The organism is Sphingobacterium sp. xlx-130, assembly GCF_011007405.1.
Classification (GTDB): domain Bacteria; phylum Bacteroidota; class Bacteroidia; order Sphingobacteriales; family Sphingobacteriaceae; genus Sphingobacterium; species Sphingobacterium luzhongxinii.
The window spans coordinates 130,037-155,960 of the sequence record NZ_WFKN01000002.1 but is presented as its reverse complement, the minus strand read 5'-3'; the positions used below and the strand labels follow the sequence as shown (position 1 = coordinate 155,960).

General features: G+C 40.5%; 26 protein-coding genes and 1 tRNA gene. 11 read left to right on the top strand and 16 right to left on the bottom strand.

Annotated elements, in window-relative coordinates; all coding sequences use genetic code 11:
• Window positions 1–126: 126 nt before the first annotated feature.
• Window positions 127–1,512, top strand: a complete 1,386-nt coding sequence (glmM, locus tag G7B18_RS03030) for a phosphoglucosamine mutase (protein WP_164110805.1) — start codon at window positions 127–129, stop codon at window positions 1,510–1,512.
• Window positions 1,513–1,556: 44 nt separating this feature from the next.
• Here the strand turns inward: glmM and G7B18_RS03025 are convergent, their stop codons facing one another.
• From G7B18_RS03025 to G7B18_RS02995, 7 genes are all read right to left on the bottom strand, one after another.
• Complete coding sequence (locus G7B18_RS03025; protein ID WP_164110804.1) at window positions 1,557–1,742, bottom strand: YqaE/Pmp3 family membrane protein; 186 nt, start codon at window positions 1,740–1,742, stop codon at window positions 1,557–1,559.
• A gap of 18 nt (window positions 1,743–1,760) precedes the next feature.
• Window positions 1,761–2,054 (bottom strand): DUF4342 domain-containing protein, encoded by a 294-nt coding sequence (locus G7B18_RS03020; RefSeq protein WP_164110801.1) that lies wholly within the window; start codon window positions 2,052–2,054, stop codon window positions 1,761–1,763.
• A gap of 148 nt (window positions 2,055–2,202) precedes the next feature.
• Window positions 2,203–2,931, bottom strand: a complete 729-nt coding sequence (locus tag G7B18_RS03015) for a ThiF family adenylyltransferase (RefSeq protein ID WP_164110799.1) — start codon at window positions 2,929–2,931, stop codon at window positions 2,203–2,205.
• Entirely contained in the window at window positions 2,928–3,599 is a 672-nt protein-coding gene (locus G7B18_RS03010; RefSeq protein WP_164110797.1) for a TatD family hydrolase, read from the bottom strand. The genes G7B18_RS03015 and G7B18_RS03010 overlap by 4 nt, the downstream gene beginning before the upstream one ends.
• The gene (locus tag G7B18_RS03005) at window positions 3,599–4,870 is read right to left on the bottom strand and encodes an AI-2E family transporter (RefSeq protein WP_164110796.1); all 1,272 of its coding nucleotides are present in this window, start codon (window positions 4,868–4,870) and stop codon (window positions 3,599–3,601) included. The genes G7B18_RS03010 and G7B18_RS03005 overlap by 1 nt, the downstream gene beginning before the upstream one ends.
• 26 nt (window positions 4,871–4,896) lie before the next feature.
• Window positions 4,897–6,063, bottom strand: coding sequence for an MFS transporter (locus G7B18_RS03000; RefSeq protein WP_164110794.1), 1,167 nt, complete (start codon window positions 6,061–6,063; stop codon window positions 4,897–4,899).
• A gap of 8 nt (window positions 6,064–6,071) precedes the next feature.
• Entirely contained in the window at window positions 6,072–6,830 is a 759-nt protein-coding gene (locus G7B18_RS02995; RefSeq protein WP_164110792.1) for a TrmH family RNA methyltransferase, read from the bottom strand.
• A gap of 7 nt (window positions 6,831–6,837) precedes the next feature.
• On the opposite strand from G7B18_RS02995, the gene G7B18_RS02990 reads away from it, so the two are divergent.
• Complete coding sequence (locus G7B18_RS02990) at window positions 6,838–9,183, top strand: BamA/TamA family outer membrane protein (RefSeq protein ID WP_164122051.1); 2,346 nt, start codon at window positions 6,838–6,840, stop codon at window positions 9,181–9,183.
• Here G7B18_RS02990 and G7B18_RS02985 read toward each other — a convergent pair.
• Window positions 9,180–9,716: a hypothetical protein gene (locus G7B18_RS02985; protein WP_164110789.1), complete on the bottom strand. Its 537-nt coding sequence runs from the start codon at window positions 9,714–9,716 to the stop codon at window positions 9,180–9,182. The genes G7B18_RS02990 and G7B18_RS02985 overlap by 4 nt on opposite strands.
• Window positions 9,717–9,849: 133 nt before the next feature.
• Between G7B18_RS02985 and G7B18_RS02980 the strand changes: the two genes are divergently transcribed.
• The 4 genes from G7B18_RS02980 (at window position 9,850) to G7B18_RS02965 (ending at window position 13,227) form a co-directional block, all read left to right on the top strand.
• A complete protein-coding gene (locus G7B18_RS02980) occupies window positions 9,850–10,107 on the top strand; it encodes a hypothetical protein (protein WP_164110787.1) in 258 nt (85 codons plus the stop codon).
• 235 nt (window positions 10,108–10,342) lie between these two features.
• Window positions 10,343–12,034 (top strand): asparagine synthase B, encoded by a 1,692-nt coding sequence (gene asnB, locus G7B18_RS02975; protein ID WP_164110785.1) that lies wholly within the window; start codon window positions 10,343–10,345, stop codon window positions 12,032–12,034.
• 141 nt (window positions 12,035–12,175) lie between these two features.
• Window positions 12,176–12,249, top strand: a tRNA-Asn gene (locus G7B18_RS02970).
• 57 nt (window positions 12,250–12,306) lie between these two features.
• Entirely contained in the window at window positions 12,307–13,227 is a 921-nt protein-coding gene (locus tag G7B18_RS02965) for a PfkB family carbohydrate kinase (RefSeq protein WP_164110783.1), read from the top strand.
• Window positions 13,228–13,240: 13 nt separating this feature from the next.
• On the opposite strand, the gene G7B18_RS02960 is transcribed toward G7B18_RS02965, so the two are convergent.
• The 3 genes from G7B18_RS02960 to murB form a co-directional block, all read right to left on the bottom strand.
• Window positions 13,241–13,498 (bottom strand): cytochrome b5 domain-containing protein, encoded by a 258-nt coding sequence (locus tag G7B18_RS02960; protein WP_164110781.1) that lies wholly within the window; start codon window positions 13,496–13,498, stop codon window positions 13,241–13,243.
• A gap of 19 nt (window positions 13,499–13,517) precedes the next feature.
• Window positions 13,518–14,027 carry an RNA polymerase sigma factor gene (locus G7B18_RS02955; protein ID WP_164122050.1) on the bottom strand — a complete coding sequence of 170 codons (510 nt, stop codon included), beginning with the start codon at window positions 14,025–14,027 and terminating at the stop codon, window positions 13,518–13,520.
• 268 nt (window positions 14,028–14,295) lie between these two features.
• A complete protein-coding gene (murB, locus tag G7B18_RS02950) occupies window positions 14,296–15,306 on the bottom strand; it encodes a UDP-N-acetylmuramate dehydrogenase (protein ID WP_164110777.1) in 1,011 nt (336 codons plus the stop codon).
• Window positions 15,307–15,424: 118 nt separating this feature from the next.
• Here murB and G7B18_RS02945 point away from each other — a divergent pair, with 118 nt between their 5' ends.
• Window positions 15,425–16,033: a TetR/AcrR family transcriptional regulator gene (locus tag G7B18_RS02945; RefSeq protein ID WP_164110775.1), complete on the top strand. Its 609-nt coding sequence runs from the start codon at window positions 15,425–15,427 to the stop codon at window positions 16,031–16,033.
• Here G7B18_RS02945 and G7B18_RS02940 read toward each other — a convergent pair.
• The 5 genes from G7B18_RS02940 to G7B18_RS02920 form a co-directional block, all read right to left on the bottom strand.
• The gene (locus G7B18_RS02940) at window positions 16,023–16,997 is read right to left on the bottom strand and encodes a YpdA family putative bacillithiol disulfide reductase (RefSeq protein WP_164110773.1); all 975 of its coding nucleotides are present in this window, start codon (window positions 16,995–16,997) and stop codon (window positions 16,023–16,025) included. The two genes, G7B18_RS02945 and G7B18_RS02940, sit on opposite strands and share 11 nt — an antisense overlap.
• Window positions 16,981–19,170 carry an FUSC family protein gene (locus G7B18_RS02935; RefSeq protein ID WP_164110771.1) on the bottom strand — a complete coding sequence of 730 codons (2,190 nt, stop codon included), beginning with the start codon at window positions 19,168–19,170 and terminating at the stop codon, window positions 16,981–16,983. The genes G7B18_RS02940 and G7B18_RS02935 overlap by 17 nt, the downstream gene beginning before the upstream one ends.
• Window positions 19,171–19,178: 8 nt before the next feature.
• Complete coding sequence (locus G7B18_RS02930; protein ID WP_205600314.1) at window positions 19,179–19,820, bottom strand: helix-turn-helix domain-containing protein; 642 nt, start codon at window positions 19,818–19,820, stop codon at window positions 19,179–19,181.
• A 49-nt stretch (window positions 19,821–19,869) separates the two neighbouring features.
• Window positions 19,870–20,460, bottom strand: coding sequence for a YceI family protein (locus tag G7B18_RS02925; RefSeq protein ID WP_164110769.1), 591 nt, complete (start codon window positions 20,458–20,460; stop codon window positions 19,870–19,872).
• Window positions 20,461–20,553: 93 nt separating this feature from the next.
• Window positions 20,554–21,666 carry an MBL fold metallo-hydrolase gene (locus G7B18_RS02920; RefSeq protein ID WP_240452756.1) on the bottom strand — a complete coding sequence of 371 codons (1,113 nt, stop codon included), beginning with the start codon at window positions 21,664–21,666 and terminating at the stop codon, window positions 20,554–20,556.
• A 73-nt stretch (window positions 21,667–21,739) separates the two neighbouring features.
• Here G7B18_RS02920 and G7B18_RS02915 point away from each other — a divergent pair, with 73 nt between their 5' ends.
• The 4 genes from G7B18_RS02915 to G7B18_RS02900 all read left to right on the top strand — a co-directional run bounded on the left by G7B18_RS02915 (window position 21,740) and on the right by G7B18_RS02900 (window position 25,868).
• Window positions 21,740–22,873 carry a lipase family protein gene (locus G7B18_RS02915; protein ID WP_164110767.1) on the top strand — a complete coding sequence of 378 codons (1,134 nt, stop codon included), beginning with the start codon at window positions 21,740–21,742 and terminating at the stop codon, window positions 22,871–22,873.
• Window positions 22,874–22,915: 42 nt separating this feature from the next.
• The gene (locus G7B18_RS02910; protein WP_164110764.1) at window positions 22,916–23,644 is read left to right on the top strand and encodes a nitroreductase family protein; all 729 of its coding nucleotides are present in this window, start codon (window positions 22,916–22,918) and stop codon (window positions 23,642–23,644) included.
• A 355-nt stretch (window positions 23,645–23,999) separates the two neighbouring features.
• Window positions 24,000–24,566: a hypothetical protein gene (locus G7B18_RS02905; protein ID WP_164122049.1), complete on the top strand. Its 567-nt coding sequence runs from the start codon at window positions 24,000–24,002 to the stop codon at window positions 24,564–24,566.
• Window positions 24,567–24,692: 126 nt separating this feature from the next.
• The gene (locus G7B18_RS02900) at window positions 24,693–25,868 is read left to right on the top strand and encodes a FecR family protein (RefSeq protein WP_164122048.1); all 1,176 of its coding nucleotides are present in this window, start codon (window positions 24,693–24,695) and stop codon (window positions 25,866–25,868) included.
• Window positions 25,869–25,924 lie beyond the last annotated feature (56 nt).

Below are 25,924 nucleotides of genomic sequence, written 5' to 3'. Positions count from 1 at the left end.
GAATTTTAATATTAAAATACACAAAGTTGCAACAAATATATGTTTTTTAAATTTTATATCCAATCAAGATGTTGTATTTATTTTGGAATAACCTATTTTTACGGTTCACTATAATTGATCAAGTTTATGACTTTAATAAAATCTATTTCAGGTATTCGTGGTACTATTGGTGGTCGTGCAGGAGAAGGATTGACGCCAATCGATATCGTTAAGTTTACTGCGGCATTTGGTAAGATATTGATGAGACAGTCCGATAGCAAGAAGATTGTGGTGGGGCGGGACGCACGCGAATCCGGGGAAATGGTTAGTAGCTTGGTAATCGGTACACTTCAAAGTATTGGTGCCGAAGTTGTGGATTTGGGCCTTTCTACCACACCTACAGTAGAGATCGCTGTACCTTTAGAAGGGGCAGCAGGGGGGATCATACTGACAGCTTCGCATAATCCTGGACAATGGAATGCTTTGAAGCTATTGAATGATAAGGGAGAGTTTATATCCGATATTGAAGGGAAAGAAGTTCTAGAATTGGGCGAAAGTCTTGATTTTGATTTTGCAGAGGTGCAGGATCTAGGAAAGGTCACCGTGGACGGCAGTTACCTGCAAAAGCATATCGACGCAGTTTTGGCTTTGGAATATGTTGATGTAGCTGCTATCCGTGCAGCTGGATTCAAGATTGCTGTAGATGCTGTGAATAGTACGGGCGGTATTTTTATCCCTGCTTTATTGGAAGCCTTGGGTGTGGAGACAATATTTAAGATACATTGTGAGCCTAACGGTAAGTTTCCTCATAATCCCGAACCACTTAAAGAACACTTAATAGATTTATCGGAAGCCGTATTGGCTAAGGGGGCCGATTTGGGTATTGCTGTGGATCCTGATGTCGATCGCTTAGTCTTTATGATGGAAGATGGAGAGCTTTTTGGAGAGGAATATACGTTAGTGGCCGTTGCAGATTATATTTTGTCTCAATCTAAGGGTGGTAATACGGTATCCAATTTGTCGTCTACTCGCGCGTTACGCGATATCACTGTTAAGCATGGTGGTATATATTTTGCAGCTGCGGTAGGAGAAGTGAATGTGGTGACAAAGATGAAAGAAGTGGATGCAGTGATCGGAGGAGAAGGTAATGGAGGGGTTATCTATCCAGCGTCGCATTATGGTCGTGATGCATTAGTCGGTGTTGCTATCTTCTTGTCTCATTTAGCAAAGATGGGAAATAAGGCTTCTACTTACAGAGCTGAATTACCGCAATATTTTATGTCTAAAAATAAGATCACATTGACCCCTGGTTTAGATATCGATGGATTACTGGCAAAGATGCAGACGAAATATGCGCATGAGAATCATTCCACCGTAGACGGGTTGAAAATCGATTTTGAAAATGAATGGGTACATCTACGGAAGTCTAATACAGAGCCGATTATCCGTATTTATTCGGAAGGTCCAACACCAGATGCCGCCGATGCTATTGCGCAGAAGATAATCAGAGAGATAGAAGAGATTATCTCGTAATGAATAAATGAAAAAGCCTTCCACACATTGCGAAGGCTTTTTCTTTATCTCCTATTTAGATTCTCTATGCGCTGCTTGGTTTTTGCATCCAGCCTAGAAGCTACTGCCCATATAGCGGCAGGTAGCCAACCTATCAAAGTTATTTGTAAAATTAAACATAAAATCCCCGAAAATATCTTGCCTCGTAAGAAGAAGGAAAGCCACGGGAATAATACGGCGATCAATATCATTATATTTATTAATTAAAACTAAACGACCGGATTGTCTTCTTTTTCTGTTTCTGGATTATTTTCTTTAGGCTCTGTATCTTTCCGCTCCACGATAATTTTACACTCCGCGACAATAGCGGCCAGTGCACCTACTGCTGCAAAAATAGGAGCTAAGATTAATCCTACGATTCCTATGGTAACAGGAAAGCTAATTATTTCTTTTTCATGTTTATCTGCGATAGTGATTTTTGTTACATTGCCATCCGCAATTAACTCTTTAATTTTTCGTAATAAATTCTCGCCAGAGATATTGTAAGTTTCTTTGAATGCCATGATTTTCTTTTTTTAAAGTTTATGCTTCTTGTTTGTATGCATCAAAGATAGAACGTAATACATAGACTAAGCACACAAATTAGGTAAACCTAGTCGAATCCTCGGTGAAAAATATATTTTTGTCGGTATATCGTATGAAGAATTGTGATTACGCTTCTTTCCCGATTAGTTCCCGAATTGCTACTGAAGCTATAGCTCCTCCAAATGCGGCTGGGAGATAAGACATCGTACCGTATGCCGATTTTTTAAAGTTACTCCCATCTGTGTAGATCAAGGAAGCTTTGTTCGGTAATTCCGTGGAAAAAGCAACTTTTACGCCTTCCCGGATATCATGTTTGCGTAGTTTTTTACGAATATGCAACGCCAGCTTACAGTTGTAGGATTTACTGATATCTGCTATTTGTATTTTCGTTGGATCTACTTTTCCTCCGGCACCCATAGAACTTACAAAGGGAATCTTTGCAGCGTAGGCACGTCGGATTAAAAATAGCTTGGGCGTTATGCTGTCTATCGCCTCGACTATATAGTCGGGCTTTGTTTCCAGCAAGGTTTCTAATCGCTCGGGGATAATAAATTCTTCCAAAACCGTAAGGTCCAATTCTGGATTTATGTCGATTAGGCGTTGTTTCATGATTTGCGCCTTAGGTACGCCGTGATTGCTGGATAGTGCAGGTAGCTGTCGGTTCCGGTTCGTGGGATCCACCGTATCTCCGTCAATGATCGTCATTTTTCCTACCCCGGCACGACAGATAAATTCCGCCGCATATGAGCCCACGCCACCTAGTCCAAGGACCATGACATGTGATGTGCTAAGTTTTTTTACGGCGTCACGGCCTATCAATGCTTCTGTTCTAGATAGCCAAGATAAATCTTTCATTCTTCAATCCTGTAATTAAATACATGCTCCATATTTTCTGCCATTTGTTGTTTTAAGACAGCAAGCGGGATTTTTCGAGCGGCACAAAAGTAAGAAAAAATATCTACTATATTAGTCGTTTTATTGTCTGTTTCGAGAAACATCCTGTGGAGTGGGATAGAGGTGATTAAAGCACTTTGCCTACCCAATAGTATCTCAGCTCCTAAGCTCAGATAATAGCCTTTTTTTAAGAGTTCCTGAGCTAGTTCGTTTTTTTTATTAAAGCCATGAAAGATGACAGGAGTCTGTACGCGCTGTAACGTTAGTTGCTGTACGATTTCTTGATAAGCTCGTACGCTATGGATGATAATAGGTTTGTTTGTCGTATTGGCTAGTTCTACCTGTTGCCGGAAGACTTCAATCTGTAAGTCCCAATCCGTAGTACATTGTTTATCTAATCCACATTCGCCGATGCCAAGGACCTCTTTTTTTGCTGCTATACACTCCAGTTGTTTCAATTGGAGATATGGAGATTGATCGATGTACCAGGGGTGTATGCCAGCTGTGTATAGGTAGTTGCTTGCCATTTCATCTTGTCCTACAATATGATTTCGAACCTGCAAAATACCCGGAATACTCCGGGTATCATGTGTATGTATATCAATGAAGGGAGGAGCCAAGTATTCCATCAGGCCGTAGAATTTGAATCTTCATCGTTTTTAGCTTCGGTATAAGGCATCTCCTCACTTTCGTGTATTTCCTTGTAAGCCATCTGGGAGCTGTTTTTCGGAGATTTAGCCTCCGTAGTGATGTTAATGTCTACTTCTATTTTGTCCTTAATTTTTGGGGTACGAACTATTCCCCATTTCATAAGAAGTTCTTGGGTGGAATTTCGTTTGAGATGTTGTTTTTCAGGTTCGCCGATTAGGAACCCAAAGGCCTCCATGTTAGGGATGGCGTCAAAAAGAACCTTCAACGTAGCAATAAAGGGGAGTGCCAATATTAAGCCGGCTAACCCAAATAACATACCACCTAAGAGGATACCAATGATCGCCATTAAGGGGTTTATACTGACTTTACTGCCTACAATGTTTGGAGTGATGATATTCCCCTCTAAAAATTGGACTATCTGGAACCAGGCTACGACTCCGAGTGCATACCAGGCCGACTCCTTTGTCGCCAACGCAAAAAGAGCTGGAAGGATAGAGCCGATAGCTATCCCGATATAGGGCAATAGCATAAGCAGGGAGGCTAAAGTTCCAAAGAACCAAGCGTACTCAATATCCATCGCCATTAAACCTACTGTGTTAAGAACTGCGATGATTCCCATTACGGTAACGAGTCCTGTTAGATAGCTTTGTACCACTGTATATATCTTGTTCAGTACCTCATTTACTTTTCGTTGTGGTGTGGATTTGAAAGCCTTAAAGAAAAATTCCCGGAAAAAATCTCGATAGTATAGCATAAAAAAACTATACAATGGTACAAGAATGGCGCTGGCTAACATATTTCCTATTGAGCCAAACGTCGTCGTTATTACACCCCCAATGTTTTCTAAGGATTTGTTCCCTTGTTCTTTTAGTTTTTCGATTACCTGATTTTTCCCAATTCCAAATTGATCGTGTAGCCAGGATTGACCATTTTCTAGTACGGATAGCACCTTGTCGGTAATCGCTGTGGCGTCCTTTCCAATGATAATACTTTGATGAACTATAAACCATAGTACCGTTGCTATGATAGCAATCGCTACGATAACAGCTAGCATAGCCGCAAAAGCCCGGCCTAATCTTAGGCGCTCAAAAAATTTAGCTAAAGGGAATAACGATATTGAGATCAGGGTAGCAAATAAAATGGGGAGTAATACCCCTTGTGCAACATACAATAGAGCTAGTATCAGTACTAAAGCAAATAAGCTGGCGGATAGGTTTATTGCGTACGGTTTTTTCGAAGGACTTTCCATATTAGTTATAACAAGCAATAGTTAGTTTATGTTTTTGTTCTATTCCAATATATGACATAAAAAAAAGCAGTAAATATAACCGCCGCATTTCCATACATAATATATGGGATGCGGTAGATAAAATCCTGGTATATATAACCAGCCAAAAGTGCGCCTCCGCCGATACCTATCTCTAGGGCAATATACATCGTGGCCATGGCTTTACCTCTATATTGAGGAAGAGAGAGGTCTATTGTCCATGCGTTCAGTGCAGGAGAAAGAATCCCTGTTCCAATTCCGTATACACATGCTCCGATAATAAGCCCCGAAATGCTATCGCCATTCCCTAATAACATTAGCGAGATAAGGATAATCACTAGACCTACCAGCATGACTTTAATTCTCCCAAATCGATCTGAGACCTTACCCGACATAAACCGTATTCCAATAGATGCTAAGGTGTACGCCGTAAAAAAAAGTCCCTTATTTGTAATCCCTAAGTGTTCGCTCCAGTCTGGGATCAACGTGAGGATCACCCCATAAGCAGAGTAGGAGAGCAAGGTTACTATTCCTGCAGGTATCGCTCTTTTTTCTAAGATATCAAAGCGAGAGATCCGCAGCATCTGCCGCTTGAATTGCTGTTTTGGTTGAAGCGTTTCTTTCATGTTCATCACAATCACAATTGATAAAAAAGCAAATAATGATGAAGAGAAGAACATCGTATTGAGACCCAAGTTTTGGGCCACCAGACTTCCTACAGCAGGCCCCACTGCACCGCCTATACTAAAGCAGAGTCCGTGCATTCCCAATGCTTCTCCCCATCTGTCCTGGGGTATAATATCAGCAATATAGGCAGAGGTAGCGGTCGGTTTGAAGCCGGTGGAAAACCCATGTACTAGCCTAAGCATAAAGAAACCGGATAGTGTTGTCAATATAGGGTACAAAAAACCACAGATGACGCATACGATGGATCCTATAGCCATTACAGGTACACGCCCCCATTGATCCGTTAATTTACCACTAAAAGGACGTGATATGCCCGCGGTAAGTGTGAATAAGGCAATAATAAGTCCCTTGTGTTCAGCTCCACCAAGGCTTGATAGATAATTGGGGAGTTCGGGGATGATCATGTTAAAGCTGGCTGAGAATAAAAGCGAACTTAAACACAGCAATGCAAATTGTAGCGTATATATCGAAGTTTTTGTTTCTTGCATTATATATGTTATCTCCCTTTTTTCATACGGTGTCTAGCGATTTCAGAGCAGAATATGGTAGTAGCTACAGCAACGTTCAGCGATTCTGCTAGCCCTATTCTAGGGATTGTTACAGCCTTTTTTATGGAGGAGATTAGATCGGTATGTATGCCATTACCTTCATTTCCCATGATGATTAATCCTTCTGTCCCAAAGTCGGTTTCGTAAATCGATTCTCCTTCTAGTAAGGCCCCAAATGTAGCAATTTCTTTTTTCAGGATCAGGTCTTTAATGTTGGTGTAGTATAGATGTATCCTAGATAGAGAGCCCATGGTCGCTTGTACGACCTTTGGGTTGTAGGCGTCTACAGTTTCTGTAGAACATATAATGTGTTGTATACCAAACCACTCAGCGGTTCGGATGATCGTACCTAAATTACCTGGATCTTGTATGCCGTCTAACACTAAGCTGTGTGTTCCTTTTATGTCGTTCAGATCTAATGTTCGAGACTCCGGGATCTCTACGAGAGCAAGGGCGCCCTGTGGGTTTTTCAGGGCTGATATTTTACTGAAATCACTTTCAGAAAGTGTAATAGGTTTTATACTTTGCGGTATTTTAACCAATTTTGCGGAGGCCTGATCGGTGGCAAATATTTTTTGTACCTTGTATGACGAATGAACAAACTCCATTATGGATTTGGTTCCCTCTACGATAAAGAGACCATGTTTGGTGCGAAACTTTTTGTGCTGGAGAGAAGTTATCAGACTGATTTGCGCTTTTGACAACATTGGATTAATGACTATAAAAAGAAGACTTTTATTTTTTGCAAGTATAACACTTTTACTTTTAAGTTTTGCTTCCTGTCGTTCGGCAAAATATTTAGAAGAAGATCAGGCTTTGGTGACAGATGTGGATATGAGTGGTGTACCGCAAGATCTCAAAGAATCTGCAAACAGCTATGTGTCCAATGAGATTAGGCCCAATTCGGTGCTTAACTTAACTATATATAATTTATTCAATACCAAGAAAGGCCGTTATAAAACCCAAAAAATACGACAGGTAGGAGAGGCTCCGCACTTATTGGATTCTTCGTTGGTAGAGCTTTCTGCGACTCAGATTCAACGCTTTCTGCATACCAAAGGTTTTTTTAGAGCGCAGGTGGTGCCGCATATTCAAACGCAAAAGAAGAAAGCTAAGATTGATTTTGTTGCGGATATGGGAGATCCATTCCATGTACGAAAAATAGTTTACGATTTTGATGATCCTATTCTTTCAGCTATTTATCAGGAAAGTGTTGTTCCATCGAGCAAACTTAAGGAGGGGATGCGGTATGATGCAGCAAAATTAGGAGAAGAGCGGGAGAAGCTTTTTCGTGCCGTGAAAAATAAAGGTTATTATGATTTTCTTCGTCAATATATGCGTATCGGTGTGGATACGACTATGCCTGGTAATGATGCTGATCTTGTTATAAAATTAGCCGGACCAGAGGGGGAGGAGCACCAGCGTTACTATATTCGACAGGTATCGCTTCAGATTGTGCCCAATAGCGGCAAGAAGGAGGAATTTCCGGGTTCTAAAGATCCGCTCACCGGGATTGTTTTTCAGGACCATACGGATCGATATCGACTGAAGCCGATCGCACGCTACATGTATTTCAGACCCGGACAGATTTACAACTTGGACAATGAAAATCTGTCCTACGATAGACTTTACGAGATGAATGGTTTTCGTAGTGTGAAGATCAACTATGAAAAAGTCGATACTAATCAGTTGGATGTTTCTTATGAGCTTATCCCTAGGCCATTGATGGCCAATCAGGTGGAAGGTGAGTATACATTTAGTTCTGGGATGAGTGGTTTTAATGTAGGCAATACATTTTCGCATCGTAATGTGTTTGGAGGGGCCGAACTTTTGGAGGTCAAGTTGCGGTATGGCGTATTGTTTGATCCACGGTTACCAGGGAATTTAGCTCAAAAGATATTCAATAATGATTTTCAGGTCGGTGTCAATCTGGTTGTTCCGCGTCTACTTCTTCCTTTTGGAGTACGAAGTACGGGACGATATGGTCTTCCCCGTACGATGTTTTCTTCCAGCTTGCAGCTTTTTAATCAGGATGGGACTTATTCTAATCGCTATTTTATAAATACCTTGAATTATTCGTGGTGGCAGTCGAGCAATCTACAACATAGCTATACGCCATTAGTGTTAGAATACAGAGATGGTCGATTTGATCCGGATTTCAAGACGCGTTTATTGCGGGAGGGCTACCAATTGTACGTCGAATCTAATGATCGTCAATATTTTGGTTTAGGGTCGCAGTATGCGATTACCTGGAATGCACCAAAACTTCAAAAATTGGAAAATTTTTCTTTTATGCGTGGAGCTGTTGATGTCAGTGGCAATACCTTAGGAGCGTTGAGCTCATTATTCAATTTTAAGGAAAATAGTGCCGGCATGAAGACGCTGTTTGGAGTTACTTATCTACAGTTTATAAAAGGAGAAGTAGATTATAGATGGTATCGCTACTTGGGGGGTAATAGGCAGTTTGTATTTCGCTTTAACGGGGGACTTATTGTTCCGTATGGTAATAATTCAGAGTTGTTGATTTTTGAAAAGAGTTTTTTTTCGGGAGGAATGAATGGTATTCGGGCATGGCAGGCGAGAACTTTAGGGCCGGGGAACTATAACCGTAGTAGTATCAAATCTGAAGAACTGCGTTTGAATTTGCGTAATCTTGATCAGCTTGGAGAGGTGAAATTGGAAACCAACTTTGAATACAGGTTTCGTCTATTGGATAATTTTTTGGGAACTAAAATGAACGGTGCGACATTCGTTGATATGGGCAATATTTGGCGTTTACGTCCAAATCCGCTTAATCAGGAAGGAGAATTTAAAATCGATAAATTCTTGTCTCAGGTAGCTGTAGGGACTGGGTTTGGGTTACGTTTTGATATGGATTATTTTACGATGCGATTGGATGCGGGACTTAAGGTTAAGGATCCCCAGTTTAAAGGGGGAGATCAATGGGTGATCAAGCACTTGTTTGATGCCAAGGACTTTAAAGATAACTACCGTCAGACAAATAGTCCAGATCGTTATGGTTTTTTTCAGTATAATTTTGGTGTTGGTCTACCTTTCTAGAAAAAGCTTTTTAAAACTTCGAACGCACTTTCCATAATCTGACTTATGGACAACCCTTTACTGAAAGAAAAATATCCATACACAAGGGCTAGCACGACAAAAGTCGTGAGTAATCTTTTGAAAGCATAAGCAATCAAAAGTGCTACAGCCGGGATGATTAGAAGGAGTAGACCATTAATTTTTATGGGTGTGATATTGTTCTCCTTTTTGTACAAAAAGTAGAGTTTTCCGGAGCTACCATTTTGATTTTTATGCTTAAAGTAGGCAAAGGTAGAGCCGTCTATTGGATGAGAGGGGACACCCACTCCCTGATGGAAGGGGAGATTTTGTTCAAAACCATTTATGCTGAATTTGAAAGTGCCATTAATAGCTTCGTTGGCGATGTCGTTAGAGTCCACCGCTACAATGGCTACTTTGCCATTAGCAGTCAGGTTTTCTTTGACAATAAAGTTGTCTATATATTGAGGTGTAGTCTGTGCATATGCATGCACAGAGCTGTATATTAGCGTAAAAAAAAATAGTAATGTTCTCATGTGTTATTCTTCCTTGCAATATTACTAAATAATTCCGCTAAAGAATTGTGTGTTTGTTTTTAAACGTGAAAATATTTTTAAAATGTAGATATACTTTGTACCTTTGGCCAAAGAAAAAATAGCATACAATATTATGGAAAATACAGCAGCACAGAGACAGCCTAAAAAAACTGATAACAATGCAAATCAAACGCATTATTACGTTACATTGACTATCGCCATTATTATTGGTTTGTTTGGCGTTTTTGTAAGGTTCGTTCCTGATGTAATTTCGGCATTAGATCAGTATACATTTATGTTTTCTCTAATTGCTAATGTTTCCGTGATCATCGCTTCTATAATCGCTTTCAAAGTGGTGTTTGGAATTTTGGGATTCGGCAACAAGAGATAATCCGATAAGAAAGTAGTAATATCCTATATTTAGAAAAAGCAATGTCTTACAAGACATTGCTTTTTTTTGTATTGTTTATTTTGAATAGTATGATCTTTTTATTGTTATTTTGTTATTCAAAACTTGTATTTGATGATAAATTTTTAATAAAACTAAAAATATGTTGAATTTTTGATTTAAATTGTTTTATTTTGTTGTCTAATTAGTATTAGTGATAACTTAATAGAGTTAAAATATGTGTGGTATTGTAGGAGCATTTGATTTGGTAGAGTCTGAGCAACAAGTTAGACCTCGGGTATTAGAAATGGCTAGACGTATTCGTCATCGTGGTCCCGATTGGTCGGGTATATTCAGTAGCAATAGAGCGATCTTGGCGCATGAGCGTTTGGCGATTGTAGATCCTTTATCGGGAAGTCAACCCTTATACAGCCCGGATGGGCAGGTGGTACTGGCTGTCAATGGCGAGATCTATAATCACCATGAGTTGCGCCAAGCTCTACCAGACTATAATTTTAGTACCCAGTCGGATTCCGAGGTCATACTTGCTTTATATCTTGAAAAAGGAGTGTCCTTTATTGAAGAATTAAATGGAATATTCGGTTTCGTGCTTTATGATTCGCGCGATGATTCTTATCTGATTGCTCGGGATCATATGGGGATTATTCCTTTATATTACGGGCGTGATGATTTAGGGCAGCTTTATGTAGCCTCAGAGCTAAAGGCTTTGGAAGGATACTGTACAACTATTGATCAGTTTCCTCCAGGATTTTGGATGTCTAGTGCCGAACAAGGAGGCGAGCCGCAGTGTTGGTATACCCGAGATTGGGAAGAGTTTGGTGCGGTGCATACTAATGAAACTGATCTGTCTGTACTACGTCAGGGATTAGAAGATGCTGTGTATAGGCAGCTGATGTCGGATGTTCCTTATGGTGTTTTGTTGTCAGGTGGGCTTGACTCTTCGGTTATTGCTGCTATCACCAAGAAATTTGCTGCTAGGCGAATCGAATCTAATGACGCGGAGGAGGCCTGGTATCCACAGTTACATTCTTTTGCTGTAGGACTTAAGGGTGCTCCTGATCTTCTGGCTGCTCAGCGTGCAGCGGATCATATAGGTACGATTCATCATGAAGTCAATTTTACTATTCAAGAAGGTCTAGATGCGATTCGCGACGTGGTTTATCATTTGGAAACTTATGACGTCACTACTATCCGGGCGTCGACACCGATGTATCTATTGGCTCGGGTCATTAAATCCATGGGGATTAAGATGGTGCTCTCTGGGGAAGGCTCGGATGAACTATTTGGAGGGTATCTTTATTTTCATAAAGCACCGAATGCGCAGGAGTTTCACGAAGAAACAGTGCGGAAGCTAAAAAAGCTTTATCTGTATGACTGCTTACGCGCCAATAAATCATTGGCAGCTTGGGGAGTAGAAGGTAGAGTCCCTTTTCTGGACAAAGAGTTTATGGACATCGCCATGCGTATCAATCCGAAAGACAAGATGATCGGTAAAGGTAAAATGGAGAAATGGGTAGTTCGTAAGGCTTTTGAAGATTATCTCCCAGAAAGTATAGCGTGGCGTCAGAAAGAACAGTTTTCAGATGGTGTGGGGTATAGTTGGATTGATACCCTCAAAGCACAGGCAGAAGAATTGATAAGCGATGCAATGTTCGAATTAGCAGAAGTACAGTTCCCTATTAATACACCAAAGAGTAAAGAAGAATATTATTATAGGACGTTGTTTGAGTTGCATTTTCCGTCTTCTGCGTCGGCGAGCACAGTGCCTTCTGTTAAATCTGTCGCCTGTAGCACGCCAGAAGCATTACTTTGGGATGCCTCTTTTCAACATTTAAATGATCCATCAGGGCGAGCTGTTGCAAATGTGCACCACGATGGTTACGTAGAAGAGTCTGTTAAATCTGTTTAAAATCAGATGGTTGTATTTATTGTCTTTCGGGATATAGTGAGTGGGGTAAAAAGCTGTTAGAAAAAAGAAAAAATATTTTGGAACCTTGAATTGTAAAACGTATCTTTGTATCACTTTAGAAGGAAGTACTTCTAGATATGATCCTGAATAGCTCAGTTGGTTAGAGCATCTGACTGTTAATCAGAGGGTCGCTGGTTCGAGCCCAGCTTCAGGAGCATAAAAAACCGGCCATTACAGCCGGTTTTTTTGTTTTCATCTATTTAATACGGGTAATGAGTTTAGTTATTGTAGGGACTGTAGCGTTCGATGCTATTGAAACTCCTTTCGGGAAAACGGATAAAATTGTGGGTGGAGCGGCTACGTTTGCAGGTCTAGCAGCGTCATTTTTATGCAACGATGTTAAATTGATTAGTGTGGTCGGTGAGGATTTTGGGGATAATATCGATCTGCTTAAGGATAAAAAAATTGATACTTCGGGGATAGAGGTTATAGCAGGAGGGAAGTCTTTCTTTTGGTCCGGTAGGTATCATAACGATATGAATAGCCGCGATACCTTAGTCACCGAGCTCAATGTGTTAGCTGATTTTGATCCGAAAGTTCCTGAGTCGTATCAGGACTGCACTTACTTACTGTTGGGTAATCTGACCCCTCAAATACAGATCAATGCTTTAGAACGTTTGAACACGAAACCGAAACTTGTGGTCCTGGATACTATGAATTTTTGGATGAATGTTGCTTTAGACGATTTAATGCGTGTGTTAAAGAAGGTCGATGTTTTGACGATCAACGACGCGGAGGCTAGGCAATTGTCAGGCGAATACTCTTTGGTGAAGGCTGCTAAGAAGATTTTGGCTATGGGCCCGTCGTATCTGATCATAAAAAAGGGAGAGCACGGAGCGTTATTATTTGGCGAAAATCAGGTTTTTTCTGCGCCAGCGTTACCATTAGCTGATGTTTTTGATCCTACAGGAGCAGGGGACGCTTTTGCTGGTGGTTTTATTGGCTACTTAGCTCGAGTTAATACCGTTAGTTTTTCGAACATGAAAAACGCGATTATTTATGGTTCAGCCTTAGCTTCTTTCTGTGTAGAGAAATTTGGAACAGCCCGTCTTGAGGATTTGACACAAGCAGAAATAACCGATAGAATACAGGAATTCATTGCTTTAGCAAAATTTGAGATAAGCGAATACTAATCCGCTTATCTCCTTATATGTTTTTGAATAATTTGCCTACTTTCTGGAATTTTTCAAAGACACTTTCGCTATGTGGTGCATCATTAAGCTCCTCCGTGAGATCCTGTCCCGCCCAATGTTCATAGTGCATGCCTTTCTTCCATAATCTACTACTAGTGACATCGTATATCATGCCTTGGTAGGCTATCCATATGTCGGGCTTATCCTGTCCATTTCTCAAAGCTAGTTGCGTCTTTGTATAGATAGGGAGGTTGTCATCCGCTATTTTCATAGACGCAAAACTACAGATCTTAATTGAATTTGTAGGCACATAATGATTTTTTCATCACCTTCCGAGCTACATGTATTCGAGTCTTGACAGTTCCAATGGGGATCTGTAAGTACTCGGCTATTTCATTGTACTTGTATCCTTCAAAATACATGGTGAAAGGTGTGTAATATTCATCGCTCAGTGTAGCCAGTGCTTTGTTGATATCTTCCATGATAAACTTGTTTTCGCCGGTATTGAGGTGAGCCGAAACGAGTAAGTTGGAAGGAGAGATGTCTTCTTCTTGTGTGATAAAGGTATTTGTTTTGGTGAGTCTGCGGTAGTTGTTTATAAAGGTGTTTTTCATGATGGTGTAGAGCCATCCTTTTAAATTGGTGCCATCTCTAAAGTTTTTGAAATAGGTGATGGCTTTTACGACGGTATCCTGTACTAAGTCATTGGCATCCTCTTGATCTTTTGTAAAGTTTCGTGCATACGACTTTAACGAAATCGAATGCTGAATAACTAAATTGTTAAATTCCATTCTGTTCATAGCGTTGGTTTTATTTGTTCTACATTACTTTGCTTTTAAATAAACTACGGCCCTCTCTAGGTACAGAAAATATACCGATCTCTAATTAGTTTATACCTCACTTGTTTTTCAAGTAATAATGAACAAAGACTGTGCTAGTTTTTATCGATAAAGATTAAATTTTTGTTATGAGTAGATAAATTTAATAGCAAAACCAGTCTGGCGACAGGTTTAACAAAGATTAACGTTTTTAGTCTCCAGGAAGTTTTTAAGAAATGTGGAAAACTTTCTATAAAATATTTACTTCTCTTTCGAGTTTTATGCCAAATTTTTGATAGACAGTATTAATAATCTGTGAAGAGACTTCAAGTATTTCAATTCCTGTAGCTCGCCCTTTGTTGGTAATGACCAAGGCTTGATTCTTCCAGATGGCTACTTCACCGATCTCTTTTCCTTTCCATCCTGTTTGTTCAATAAGCCATCCTGCAGCTATTTTGGACTCCTCGTTATCAAGGGAATAGTATACGATATCTGGATGATTCTTTTTCAATTCGGCCAGTTGAGTATTGGAGATGATCGGGTTTTTAAAAAAACTTCCTGCATTTCCCACGGTAGATGGATCAGGTAGTTTTTCAACACGAATATGGGAGACAACTTCCGCAACATCCTTTATGTTAGGATTTGAGATCCCTCTTTTCGCTAGTTCAGATTCTATTGCGCCATAACTGGTGTTTATGTTGGCATGAAGGTGCAGTTTGTACGTGACCGATAGTATAATGTATCGGCCTTTATGTTTGCTTTTGAATATACTATCTCGGTACGTAAAAGAACACTCTTTATTGGAAAATGTTCTAAACTCTCCAGTGCGTGTATCAAAAGCTCTGCAACTGTAGAATATATGCATGAGCTCTGCGCCGTAAGCTCCTATATTCTGAATTGGGGATGCTCCTACTGTACCTGGAATGAGCGCCATGTTTTCCAAGCCAGCAAAGCCATGGTCGATGCAGTACCAAACCAGTGTGTTCCATATTTCTCCCCCTGCTGCTGTGACAAATATGTGTGACCCTTCTATGAAATGCTGAATGCCTTTGTTCGATATTTTGATAATGGTTCCTTCAAAATCTTGGGTAAACAAGACATTACTACCTCCTCCCAGGACAAAGAACTTTCGTTGAAAATATCCTTTACGATATAAGTCTACAAGGACCTTCTCATCCTGTACCTCTACGAGTTGTCTGGCTAAAGCTGGTACACCAAAAGTGTTTAGATTTTTTAAAGAGATGTTGCTTAATACGTCCACTTAGTATCGATTTGACCTTTGCTTTTAAAAATTCAAATTAAAGTATTACCTTTAAATTGTTTTGTTGCGTAAAGATAGCAATAAAGCGAATTATTAAACAATCTTATTTTATTTCAATATGCCGAAAAATGCTGATGAAAAGCGATTAAAGATTTTAGAGACCGCCAAACGAAGATTTGCCCATTATGGTATGGGGAAGACCACAATGGCAGAAATAGCTAAGGATCTATCCTTTTCAAAGGCCCTTCTATATTACTATTTTCCGGATAAAAATAGTCTGTACGCTGCTGTTCTTGAGCATGTAGTAGAAGAACTGGAAGAGGATATTGCAGCATCTATCAAAAATATAAACTCTGTTTCTGAAGCCATTGTTATCGTACTGGAGAAACGGATGGAATTTGTCAAAAAATATTATTACATCCTCGAATATACGGTTTTGATGCGTAAAGATCTTTCTTCAGAACTGGATCAGCTGCTTGTCGATTCTTTCGAAAACCAAAGAGAAGTCATTCAGAATGTATTCCGTAAAGGGGTAGAGCGTGGAGAGTTGATGGATGTCGATCTGGCGGAGATCTCTAAAATATTCTTGTTTTCCTCTATGGGGATGCGTTTGGTAGTTGTCAAGGATTTGAAAAGCAGTTTTATCCCTAATAAAGAAGAGTTTGATGCCATCCTTGTCATGCAGAAAAAGATGGCAGCTATTTTTATAAGGGGGCTTAAAGCGTAGCTTTTGAAATAATCGCCTTAATTATCTGATCGGCATGTATTCTCGAGTTTTCGATAAACCAGAGATGGGTATTCAATCCGCCACAAACCACCCCTGCAAGATAGATTCCGTTGATATTGGTTTCCATCGTGTCTAGATTGTGATTTGGGATCATGGGTGATTCTGTGGAGATCTCTATATTCAATGATCTTAAAAAGTCAAAATTTGGACGGTACCCGGTAAGGGCTATTACAAAATCATTGTCGATAATTTCCTCTCCATTTTTGGTGGCTATATGCACACTGTCGGGTTCAATTTTAGTTAGTACACTATTGTAGTAGGCCTTGATCTCTCCTGCTGCTATACGATTTTCAATGTCTGGCTTGACCCAATATTTTACCCTTGGACTGATTTCATTGCCACGTATCACCAGAGTTACGTTTGCTCCTTTTCTATACACTTCCAGAGCGGCATCGATAGCAGAGTTGCTGGCACCCACAACAATAATATTTTGATCGGCATAGTAGTGCGGATCATTATAATAATGGCTTACTTTGGACAGTTCTTCACCAGGGATGTTCAAGTACATTGGAATATCATAGAAGCCTGTAGCTACAATAATATGTTTCGTTATATAGAATCCTTTTTCAGACTCTACTTTGAATAAATCTCCCTCTTTGCTATAGCCTATCACCTCCTCAAAAAGCCGGGTATTTAATTGGAAGTGGGTATTTGCCCTTCTATAATATTCGAGTGCCTCTGCCCGCTTTGGCTTAGGATTTATAGAAACAAACGGGATATTGCCTATTTCAAGCTTTTCTGCTGTCGAAAAGAATGTCATATTTACGGGGTAATGGTAAAGCGAGTTGACCAGACACCCTTTTTCAAGTATTATATAATCGAGGTGGTTTGTTTTAGCTGCGATACCACAGGCAATACCTATAGGGCCAGCCCCGATTATCAGGACATCATAGACGCTCTCCATTTATCTTTAGTTTAGTTTTTTCGATAATTTCGCTTTTCCCCGTAAAGTCGGTCGTTATTTTTTGTATATCAGCCGATATTTTGATCAAAAATTGCAGTTGTTCCGTGATTAACCGACCATCATCACTTTCCGTTTCATCCGTATCCAGTTTTTCTACGCCCTGCACGGGTTCGAATGCTGTATCATCCTGTTCGCTGACATAATTAATAGTCTTCTCCAGATGTCCCAAGGCTTTATACAGCTGTCTCAAGTGTGCATTATTAAAATGATGGTCTTCAGCATCATGAAGTTGCGTCAAGAGGGTTGCTGTGTAGGAGGAAAATACGTGGTTGAGGATGACAAATCGGTTGACCTCTTTGGTTAGATTCTGCCTCCATTTGGGTTCAGTGAGTAAGCGCTGGAAGGTTGAACCCATATTAGCGGAAGCGATATACACTTCTTTACGCGCCAATTTATAGGAGGTTACATCTTCCGTGTTCCCAGATAATACCTTTATAGCCTGTGCTAGATAATGGTAGTTGGCAATGAGCAAGCTCCTTATATTAGCCCTTATCTGAAAACTCTCCCAGTTTGGAAAAACGATATAACTCGACAAAAAAGCAAGCGATCCACCTATAAAGGTGTCTAATATACGTTCTTTAGCCATCTCGATAGTGTTGACACCGGTAAAGCTGAGCATGATCAGTACGTAAGGTGTCATAAAAATAACCGCCATAATGTAATTGACACGGAACAAACTGTAGGCGATCAAGAAGAAGAAGATCAGTATCACAAAACGAGCTGTCAGGTCAGGAACTGTGGCGAGGATAATACCGCCTATAATTCCGCCGATGACTGTACCGATGAGACGTTGTACATTTCTTTCCTTGGTGAGCCCGAAACCTGGCTTCAATATCACCAATATTGTAAGTAATATCCAATAGGTTCCAAATCCAGGGTAATTCAGTAAGTTGAGGGTCAGGTAGGTCCCTGCAAGCATAATGGACATCCTTAATGCATGCCTGAAAATACTGGAGTTTATACTGAGGTTGTCTCTGAATTTTTCCCAATTAAGGGCTTCGTTACGGAGAAATTTACGGCTATGCTGTATTTCTTCTTTCTCTACATTGACAGACTTAAATTGTCCATAGTTGTATATATCCCGGATATGTTTGGTAATCGTCCTGATGTTTATCAGGACTTTCTTTAACGGAATTACACTTTGTTCAGAGGTTTTATCGTATCTATCTACCGCTATACGTAATTTATCGATTTCGGCTTCCAGGTCATGTATCGGCTTGGGAATTTTGTTGGCATTGATTTTATAGGCAATATTGTCTAATTCATGTGTCGCTTTAACGATTACATCTTTTATTTTTTCCAAGATCCCGGAGGGGCCATAGTTTATCCTTACCTTATCATAGTCATAATGGGTGGTCATACTCTGCTCGAAGAGGTCGTTAATATCATTAAATATTAGTGACAAAAAGCGGCCTTCTTTTGTGGTATCTTTGATAGATCGTTTACTACGGAAGAGGATGTCCCGTACGTTTTCCTGATGGGCATTAACGGCGATCTGACTTTCGATTAGCTTGATATAGTTGTCATCTACGTCGATACTGGTATCATAAAAATTAGCTTTTAGGCGTAAATATTCTGCCACCTGCAAGATCGTTTCAGAGAGCTCCTGCTGCGCCAATCGATATGGACGCACCTGCATGATTGAAAAGCTGATGATCATGTACCATACAGCGCCGATCAAAAAATACAAAAGATAGGTGAATTCTTGTTTGAGCGTGTACACATCATCAATGTTGATCAACATGACCAACAGGCACATCGTACCTATCGTAGCGGCTCTCGCATTAAATACGGCAAGCATAGAAAATAAGAACGCAAATATTGCGATGGTGATCGTCATCAATGGTAAAGAGCTGTTGAAGAGAGCCGTGATAAAGATCGTTATTATTCCGAGCAAGGTACAGTAGACCATCCCAAATCTACGGTGTCTTGGCGCACCGGGCGTGTCTGATAATCCGACTATCAGTGCACCTAAAGAAATAAGCGTGCCCGTCTTGAATTCGCCAAAGAACGCACATATCACGACAGGTATTATGGTGCCAATAGTAATCCTTAAGCCTTCCGCAAAGTATTGGCTATAAAAAAAACTGGTTATCTCTTCTGTTTTTCTCATGTTGCTTGCTACAGCTGATCCAAGTATTTTCTGTCTATGTTTTTCTGATTTCTGAATGTAGTGGCCGATACGCCAGCTATCTCTTTAAACTGTTTGCTCAAGTGCGCTACACTACTATAGTTAAGTACGTAGGCGATTTCTTTTAACGATAGCTCATTGTACGATAGTAGTTCTTTCGCCTTCTCAATTTTTAACTGAATATGGTATTTCTCGATGGTGGTACCCTCTTGTTGAGAGAATATCGAACTGATTGTATGGTAGTTTATGCCCAGCTTTTCACTGAGATAGACCGATAGTTTAATCGCTTCTGCATCTTCAGCGTTTACGAGTTCAATTAGCAAGGTCTTCACTTCCTTGGTTAGATTGTCTTTCGGATCATCGATCAGCTCAAAACCAATTTTTTCCAGTTCCGCTCCGATCTGTTTTACCTTATCCACCGCTATAGGGTCTGCCAATTGTATCGTGCCCAGTTGTACACTCGAAAAAGGTACCTCCAATCGATTGAGGATGTCCTCTACTGCCGATACACACCGTTTGCAGACCATATTCTTGACCGCTAATTCCATTTGCGCTAATTCTTTTTGTTTCGTTTGTTTTTCGTGTATAAACTTAACGATAATTGCCTTTAAATGCAATATTGTAAGATGCATTTAAAGGCAATTATAATGTAGCACCTGTTGTGCTTTGAGTAAGGTTTGACTAATTTTTCACAACTTCTACATGAACGATAATTTCTACGGTTGGAGCCACGGCGTCTACACCAGTAGGTAGTTTATCGTTGTATTTTATATTGTAGTCAAATCGGTTGATAGCTGTTGTTGCCGTAAATCCTGCACGGGTTTTTCCCCAAGGATCTGTAATGATGCCCCCATTTTGTGTTACCTTAAAAACAACCGATTTGGTGACATCACGGATGGTTAGGTCTCCAGTCAGTATAAAACTGTTGTTTTTGGCTTTTTTTAAGGTAGCGTTGGTCAGTTTCATGCTAGGGTATTTTTCTGCATTGAAAAAATCATCACTTTTTAGATGATTATCACGCATTTCCACACGGGTGTCAATGCTGTTGACATCGATAGTAAAATTTACCTTTGCTTTGTTAAAATCTGTTGCGTTAGCAGTCTCTACAGAGCCTTCCAGTTTGGTGAATGCGCCATCTACAATCGCGATACCTAAGTGCTTGACCTCAAATCTAGCGTTTGTGTGTGCAGGATCTATCGTCCAGCCTACCTGAGCAAAGCCCATGTTCGTAAAAAGGACAAATGCAATAAATACGTTTAATAGAGTTTTCATGTCTTATTTCTTTTTCTGTTTATGTACTACAAAGTTCGTAGAAGTTTTTTTGATAGAACTTAATGTAGATTAATAAAATAAAAAATATGTTTGCTAGTCTAGTGCCTGCCACCAAGCGGAGGATGGGGCAAACTGATCTAAATATACAACCTGGCCTATTTTTGGCGTGATGATATCGATGTTTTGCTCTTTGGCGGCCTTGCTGACGCGTATCAGTGGTTCATCCCAGGCATGGTTGGCGAGGGGAAACTTTGCCGAATGCACCGGAATCAAATATTTTGATTGTAGATCTTTTGTCGCATCGACCACTTCTTCAGGCATCATATGGATATATTTCCACATTGCGTTGTACTGACCATTTTCGAGTATCGCAAAATCAAAAGGGCCATGAATTGAGCCTATTTCTTTGAAGTGTTTGCCATATCCGCTATCGCCACCGATAAATATTTTTTTTGAGCCAGTAAGGACGAATGAAGACCATAGCGTTGTATTTCGTTTGAAAGTACGTCCCGAAAAGTGTCGTGCCGTTGTTGAATTAACCTGAAAACCATCGACCTGTGTGCTATCTCCCCAGTATAGTTCGGTGATCTGGCCGGCAGGGTAGCCCCATTGTTCTAGATGAGCCCCGACACCAAGTCCAGTTACGATATGTTTGACTTTCCCTTTGAGCTTCATGAAGGTGTTATAGTCTAGGTGGTCCCAGTGGTCATGCGTGATGAATAAGAGGTCGATATCCGGCATATCCTCCACCTGATAATCGTATTCGCTGTCAAAAGCACGTACAGAAACCCTTACCGGTGTGGCATACTTGCTAAATACCGGGTCTACCAATATCCTTTTGCCATCCAATTGTATGTAGTACGAGGAGTGTCCAAACCACACATAGAGATTGCTGTCGATCGGAAGTTTATAGAGATCGTGTTTTTCGACCGGTATTAATGCCTTAGGTATATTTCTTACCTTTTTTGCGAAGAAAAACTCAGAAAGCATCTTCGAGTAACTGGTGCCTTCGGCTAATGCTGGCGTATGTTCCAGGTTGTCAAAAGCTCCTTCTTTGTAGTTGGGCTTGCTTTGCATAAGAGCTAGGCGCGCGCCGCTGGCTTTTGCACCAAATCTGTCGTGTTGCATGTAGAGCAGCGTCACCAAGACGAGCACTATCAGGAGGGCTAATATAACCTGCATACTTCGTTTTAAAAACTTTATCATATAGTGTATCTCTAAGTTATGCGAAATATTCTAATCTAAAAGTCATAAATTGCCCCTTATTATCAGACGTCACATGATCAAGATCACATCATTAGCTTTTATAAAAACCATTTTGGTTTGCTTTTTCGCCTTATTACTATATAGGAGCGGGGTAGCACAGGTGTTGCGGCCGGGATTTGATAAAGCCGAATTTGCGGAGATATTGTCTATCAATGCGCGGTTTTCTGAAAGTCCCCAGATAGCAAAATTTGTCCCTGTCCCAACGCGTTCGCACCTCGTTTATAAAAGTGAAGAGATCGGACTGGTCAACCATTGGCAGCTATGGTTGATGGATAAAAAAGTGGCTGTGATCTGTACCAGAGGCTCTACCCGTGAAGGGGAGAGCTGGTTGGCCAATTTATTTGCGGCCCAGATTCCTGCTAAAGGTGTATTGAAGATCGAGAAGGATTTTGAATTTAGCTATACGTTGGCTGAGCATCCGGAGGCCGCTGTACATGCAGGTTATGTTTTCAGCTCGGCTTTCCTGTTGCGCGATATATTGCCTAAGATTGACTCCTGTTATCAAGCTGGTATCCGGGATTATGTTCTTTCTGGTCATAGCCAAGGCGGTGGCATCACCTACATTATGAGTGCATACCTGCTACAGTTGCAAAAGACGGGTAGGTTGCCCGCGGATATGCGCATCAAGGTCTATACCAGCGCTAGTCCCAAACCTGGGAACCTTTATTTTGCTTATGATTACGAACATGCCTTTGGCGATGGCTGGTCGCAACATGTGGTCAATACCGAAGATTGGGTACCCCAGTCTCCTTTCACGGTGCAGACGATAGCCGATCTGCCCGATGTCAATCCCGTTCCAGCCCTGCAGGCAACACTAAAAAAGCAAAGCTTCTTCAAACGGTTGTTTTTCAATTCGCTGTATAAAAAAATTACCCGGCCATCTCAGAAAGCAGTAGATCGCTATCAGAAATATTTAGGACAGTTTACAGGCAAGCAGATTAAAAAATATTATCCCGATTTTGTTATTCCCGAATTTGCCCATAGCAATGAATACGTCCGTACTGGTAGACAGGTTGTCCTATATCCGGATAGTGGCTATTTTGAGAGGTTTGATTATAGTAAGGACAAAACACAGATTATGCTGCATCATTCTACTGTAGCGTATTATAACCTGTTGAAATCTGTGCCAGGAGTAAACGTTAAATAACTCCGAGAACCGATTGTGGGTTTGTATTAACTAAATATAAGGATGAATCTAGAAGAAGTATTGAATTATCGCCGTTCTGTTAGGGTCTACGATCCCGAGAAAGCGATGGATAGCGAGCGTGTCAAGCACTGTGTCCAGATGGCTACATTGGCTCCCAACAGTTCTAATATGCAGCTTTGGGAGTTTTATCACGTGTGCAGTCCCGAGCTGTTGCAGCAGCTTACCCATGCTAGTCTAGGACAGTCTGCTGTAGGTACAGCTTCCGAACTAGTGGTATTTGTGACACGGCAGGATTTGCACCGTCGGCGGGCAAAAGCTGTATTAGCATTTGAAAAGGGGAATATTGAGCGGAATAGTCCTTTGGATAGGCAGGAAAGCCGTATCCGTGACCGGGAGCTGTATTATGGCTGGTTGATGCCAATCCTTTACACGCGTTTTTTTGGAATTATCGGGCTGTTTCGAAAGATACTGGTCAGTACTGTCGGACTTTTTCGGCCTATGGTGCGACAGACCTCCGAGTGTGATGTGCGCACAGTGGTACACAAGACCTGTGCATTGGCTGCGCAGACTTTTATGATAGCCATGGCCAATGAAGGTTACGATACCTGTCCCTTAGAAGGTTTTGACCATCGGCGGGTAAAGAAGATACTGAAATTGCCCCATGGTGCAGAAGTAAATATGATTATCTCTTGCGGTATCCGTAAAGGAAATGAGGGAATCTGGGGTGAACGCTTTCGCGTTCCGTTTAATGAGGTATACCATAAAGTATGAAACTCAACGTAGGGGATAAAAGAAGTAAAGAAATAGTCTGACTTGGAACTCGCGAACCATAGAATTGATTTTTTTATACTTTTAATCTTATAATCTGTTGTAGCGAGCAAGGCAAAACAAATTAAGGCGTTAAAATGTCCACATTGGGGGAGTGTAAAGAAACAAACTATAAAAGAATAACATTACCTCTGTAATCATTGTGGGGCCGAATATTTTTTGGATAATGACGATATCAATGTCAATATAAATCATCAATATGGAGATATTATATCTGTGCGGATAAGAGTAATAAAGTATATAAAATAGATCCTGCCAAGAATGAAGTAGTCGATATGACCGCGGCCTTTTTGCTGATGTGCCTGAGTTTTCTTCCGGTATCTCCACCTTAAAATTTACCCAGGACATAGAAGGTGATGGTTTTAATATCATGACCAATGATGGCAAAGAATATTACTATTATCCGCTTGTCCGCAAGATCTATAAAGATCATTCCGAAAGACGTGAGGCTGGTACCGGGCTATCCAGTTTATTACCGGGTGCAGGCTTATCGGTATACTATGCCTTGTCCGAAAAAAGTAGAGATTACCCCGAAGAGAAAATTCAACTGATCAAATATTGGTATAAGAACAATCCTGGTTATCCGATAATGCTTCCCTGCAGTTATCAGGTGTCGTGGGAGAAAGTATATCAGTATCCGAAAAAGTCAGGAATCTACTACGGTTCATTCCCATTTAAGAAGCAGTTGTTCAAAGAAACAGGGATTACCAAATTTATTGATCTTACACCCGTTCGCCTTTATTTTGAGGCTAAGGTAACTTATCAAGATAGTACTAACCTGTATATTGCAGGCCTTCCGAATACCAATCCAGCAAAGGCCATCCGTATATTCAAAAGATCGATACTGATAGATGTAAAGTATTGATAGTTATATTGATAAATAAGTTTTTGAGAGGAATTGGATGTTTTAGGTAGCTGTTTTGATTTTATTTCACTTTTTTACTAAGATTTTTCATTTTGCTTCGTATTGGTAGTATTAAGGGGAAAGAATATGTACAATACTTCAGAAATTGCCAAGTTAATCAAGAAGAAAATAGAAGGTACCATTACGGGCGAAGAGTTGATCAAGCTTAATGAATTGGTCCAAAATAATCCGTCTATTAGCCGTTTGTTGGTGATTTTGGAGGATGATCATACGCTGTTGGAAGATACAGCGATGTATTTGGGACTTTCCATAGACAAAGAAAAGGAAGATAGACAGCGCCGATTGCTAGAAAATACCCTTTCCAAAATTCATAGCAGACCTAAAGTAACGTTGTTTCGTAGATTTCTTCCTTATGTAGCCGCAATTGTTGTCGTGTCGTTAAGTGCTTTACTGTACTATAAGGGAATGTTTAATAATCCGCAAATAGCTATAGTTGAGGATTTGGCACCAGGGAGTAATAGGGCTTCTATCACACTCTCGGATGGACGTATTATCGAGTTGAGTCAAGACCAGCATGGCGTAGTATTGGGAGATCAATTACAGTATGAGGACGGTACGTTGATTCAAGCAATGGATAACGCGGAGGTCGTGTACGCGACAATCGCTACTCCAAAAGGAGGGCAGTATCAGATAACACTGTCTGATGGTACGAAGGTGTGGTTGAATGCCGATTCAAAGTTAATATACCCTTCACGCTTTAAGGGAGATAGCAGGCTCGTAGAGCTGGAGGGAGAGGCATATTTTGATGTCTCTACGGTTACTGAAAAGGGAAAGAAAACTCCCTTTATGGTCAAAACCGCTCAACAGCAAGTAGAAGTGCTCGGCACACAATTTAACCTGAAGGCGTATGCCGATGATCAAGGAGATACCCGTACTACCTTGGTAGAAGGTGCGGTGTCCCTACACGTAGCCGATAAAATTTTGTCATTGATCCCGGGAGAGCAGGGCGTGAGCAGTAAGAAGGGCTTGAGCAAAAGAAAAGTTGATGTAGGCCCTTACATCGCTTGGAAGGACAATCAGTTTGTTTTTGAGGAAATAGAACTACACGAGGCGCTTAAAATACTGAGCCGCTGGTATGATTTTGATTTCAGTGTCGATAACGCAGTAAAACCTATACATCTATACGCAAGTATCAACCGTGGTAAAAGTCTAAGAGAGGTTCTTAATATTCTAGAAAGTAGCGGTATTAAATTTAGACTCGAACGTACCGGAGAAAGAAATAAATTATTAATCTTCAACTAAAAACCAATAACACTACTATGGAATAAAACGAAAGGAAAAAGAAAGGTGGACCAAAA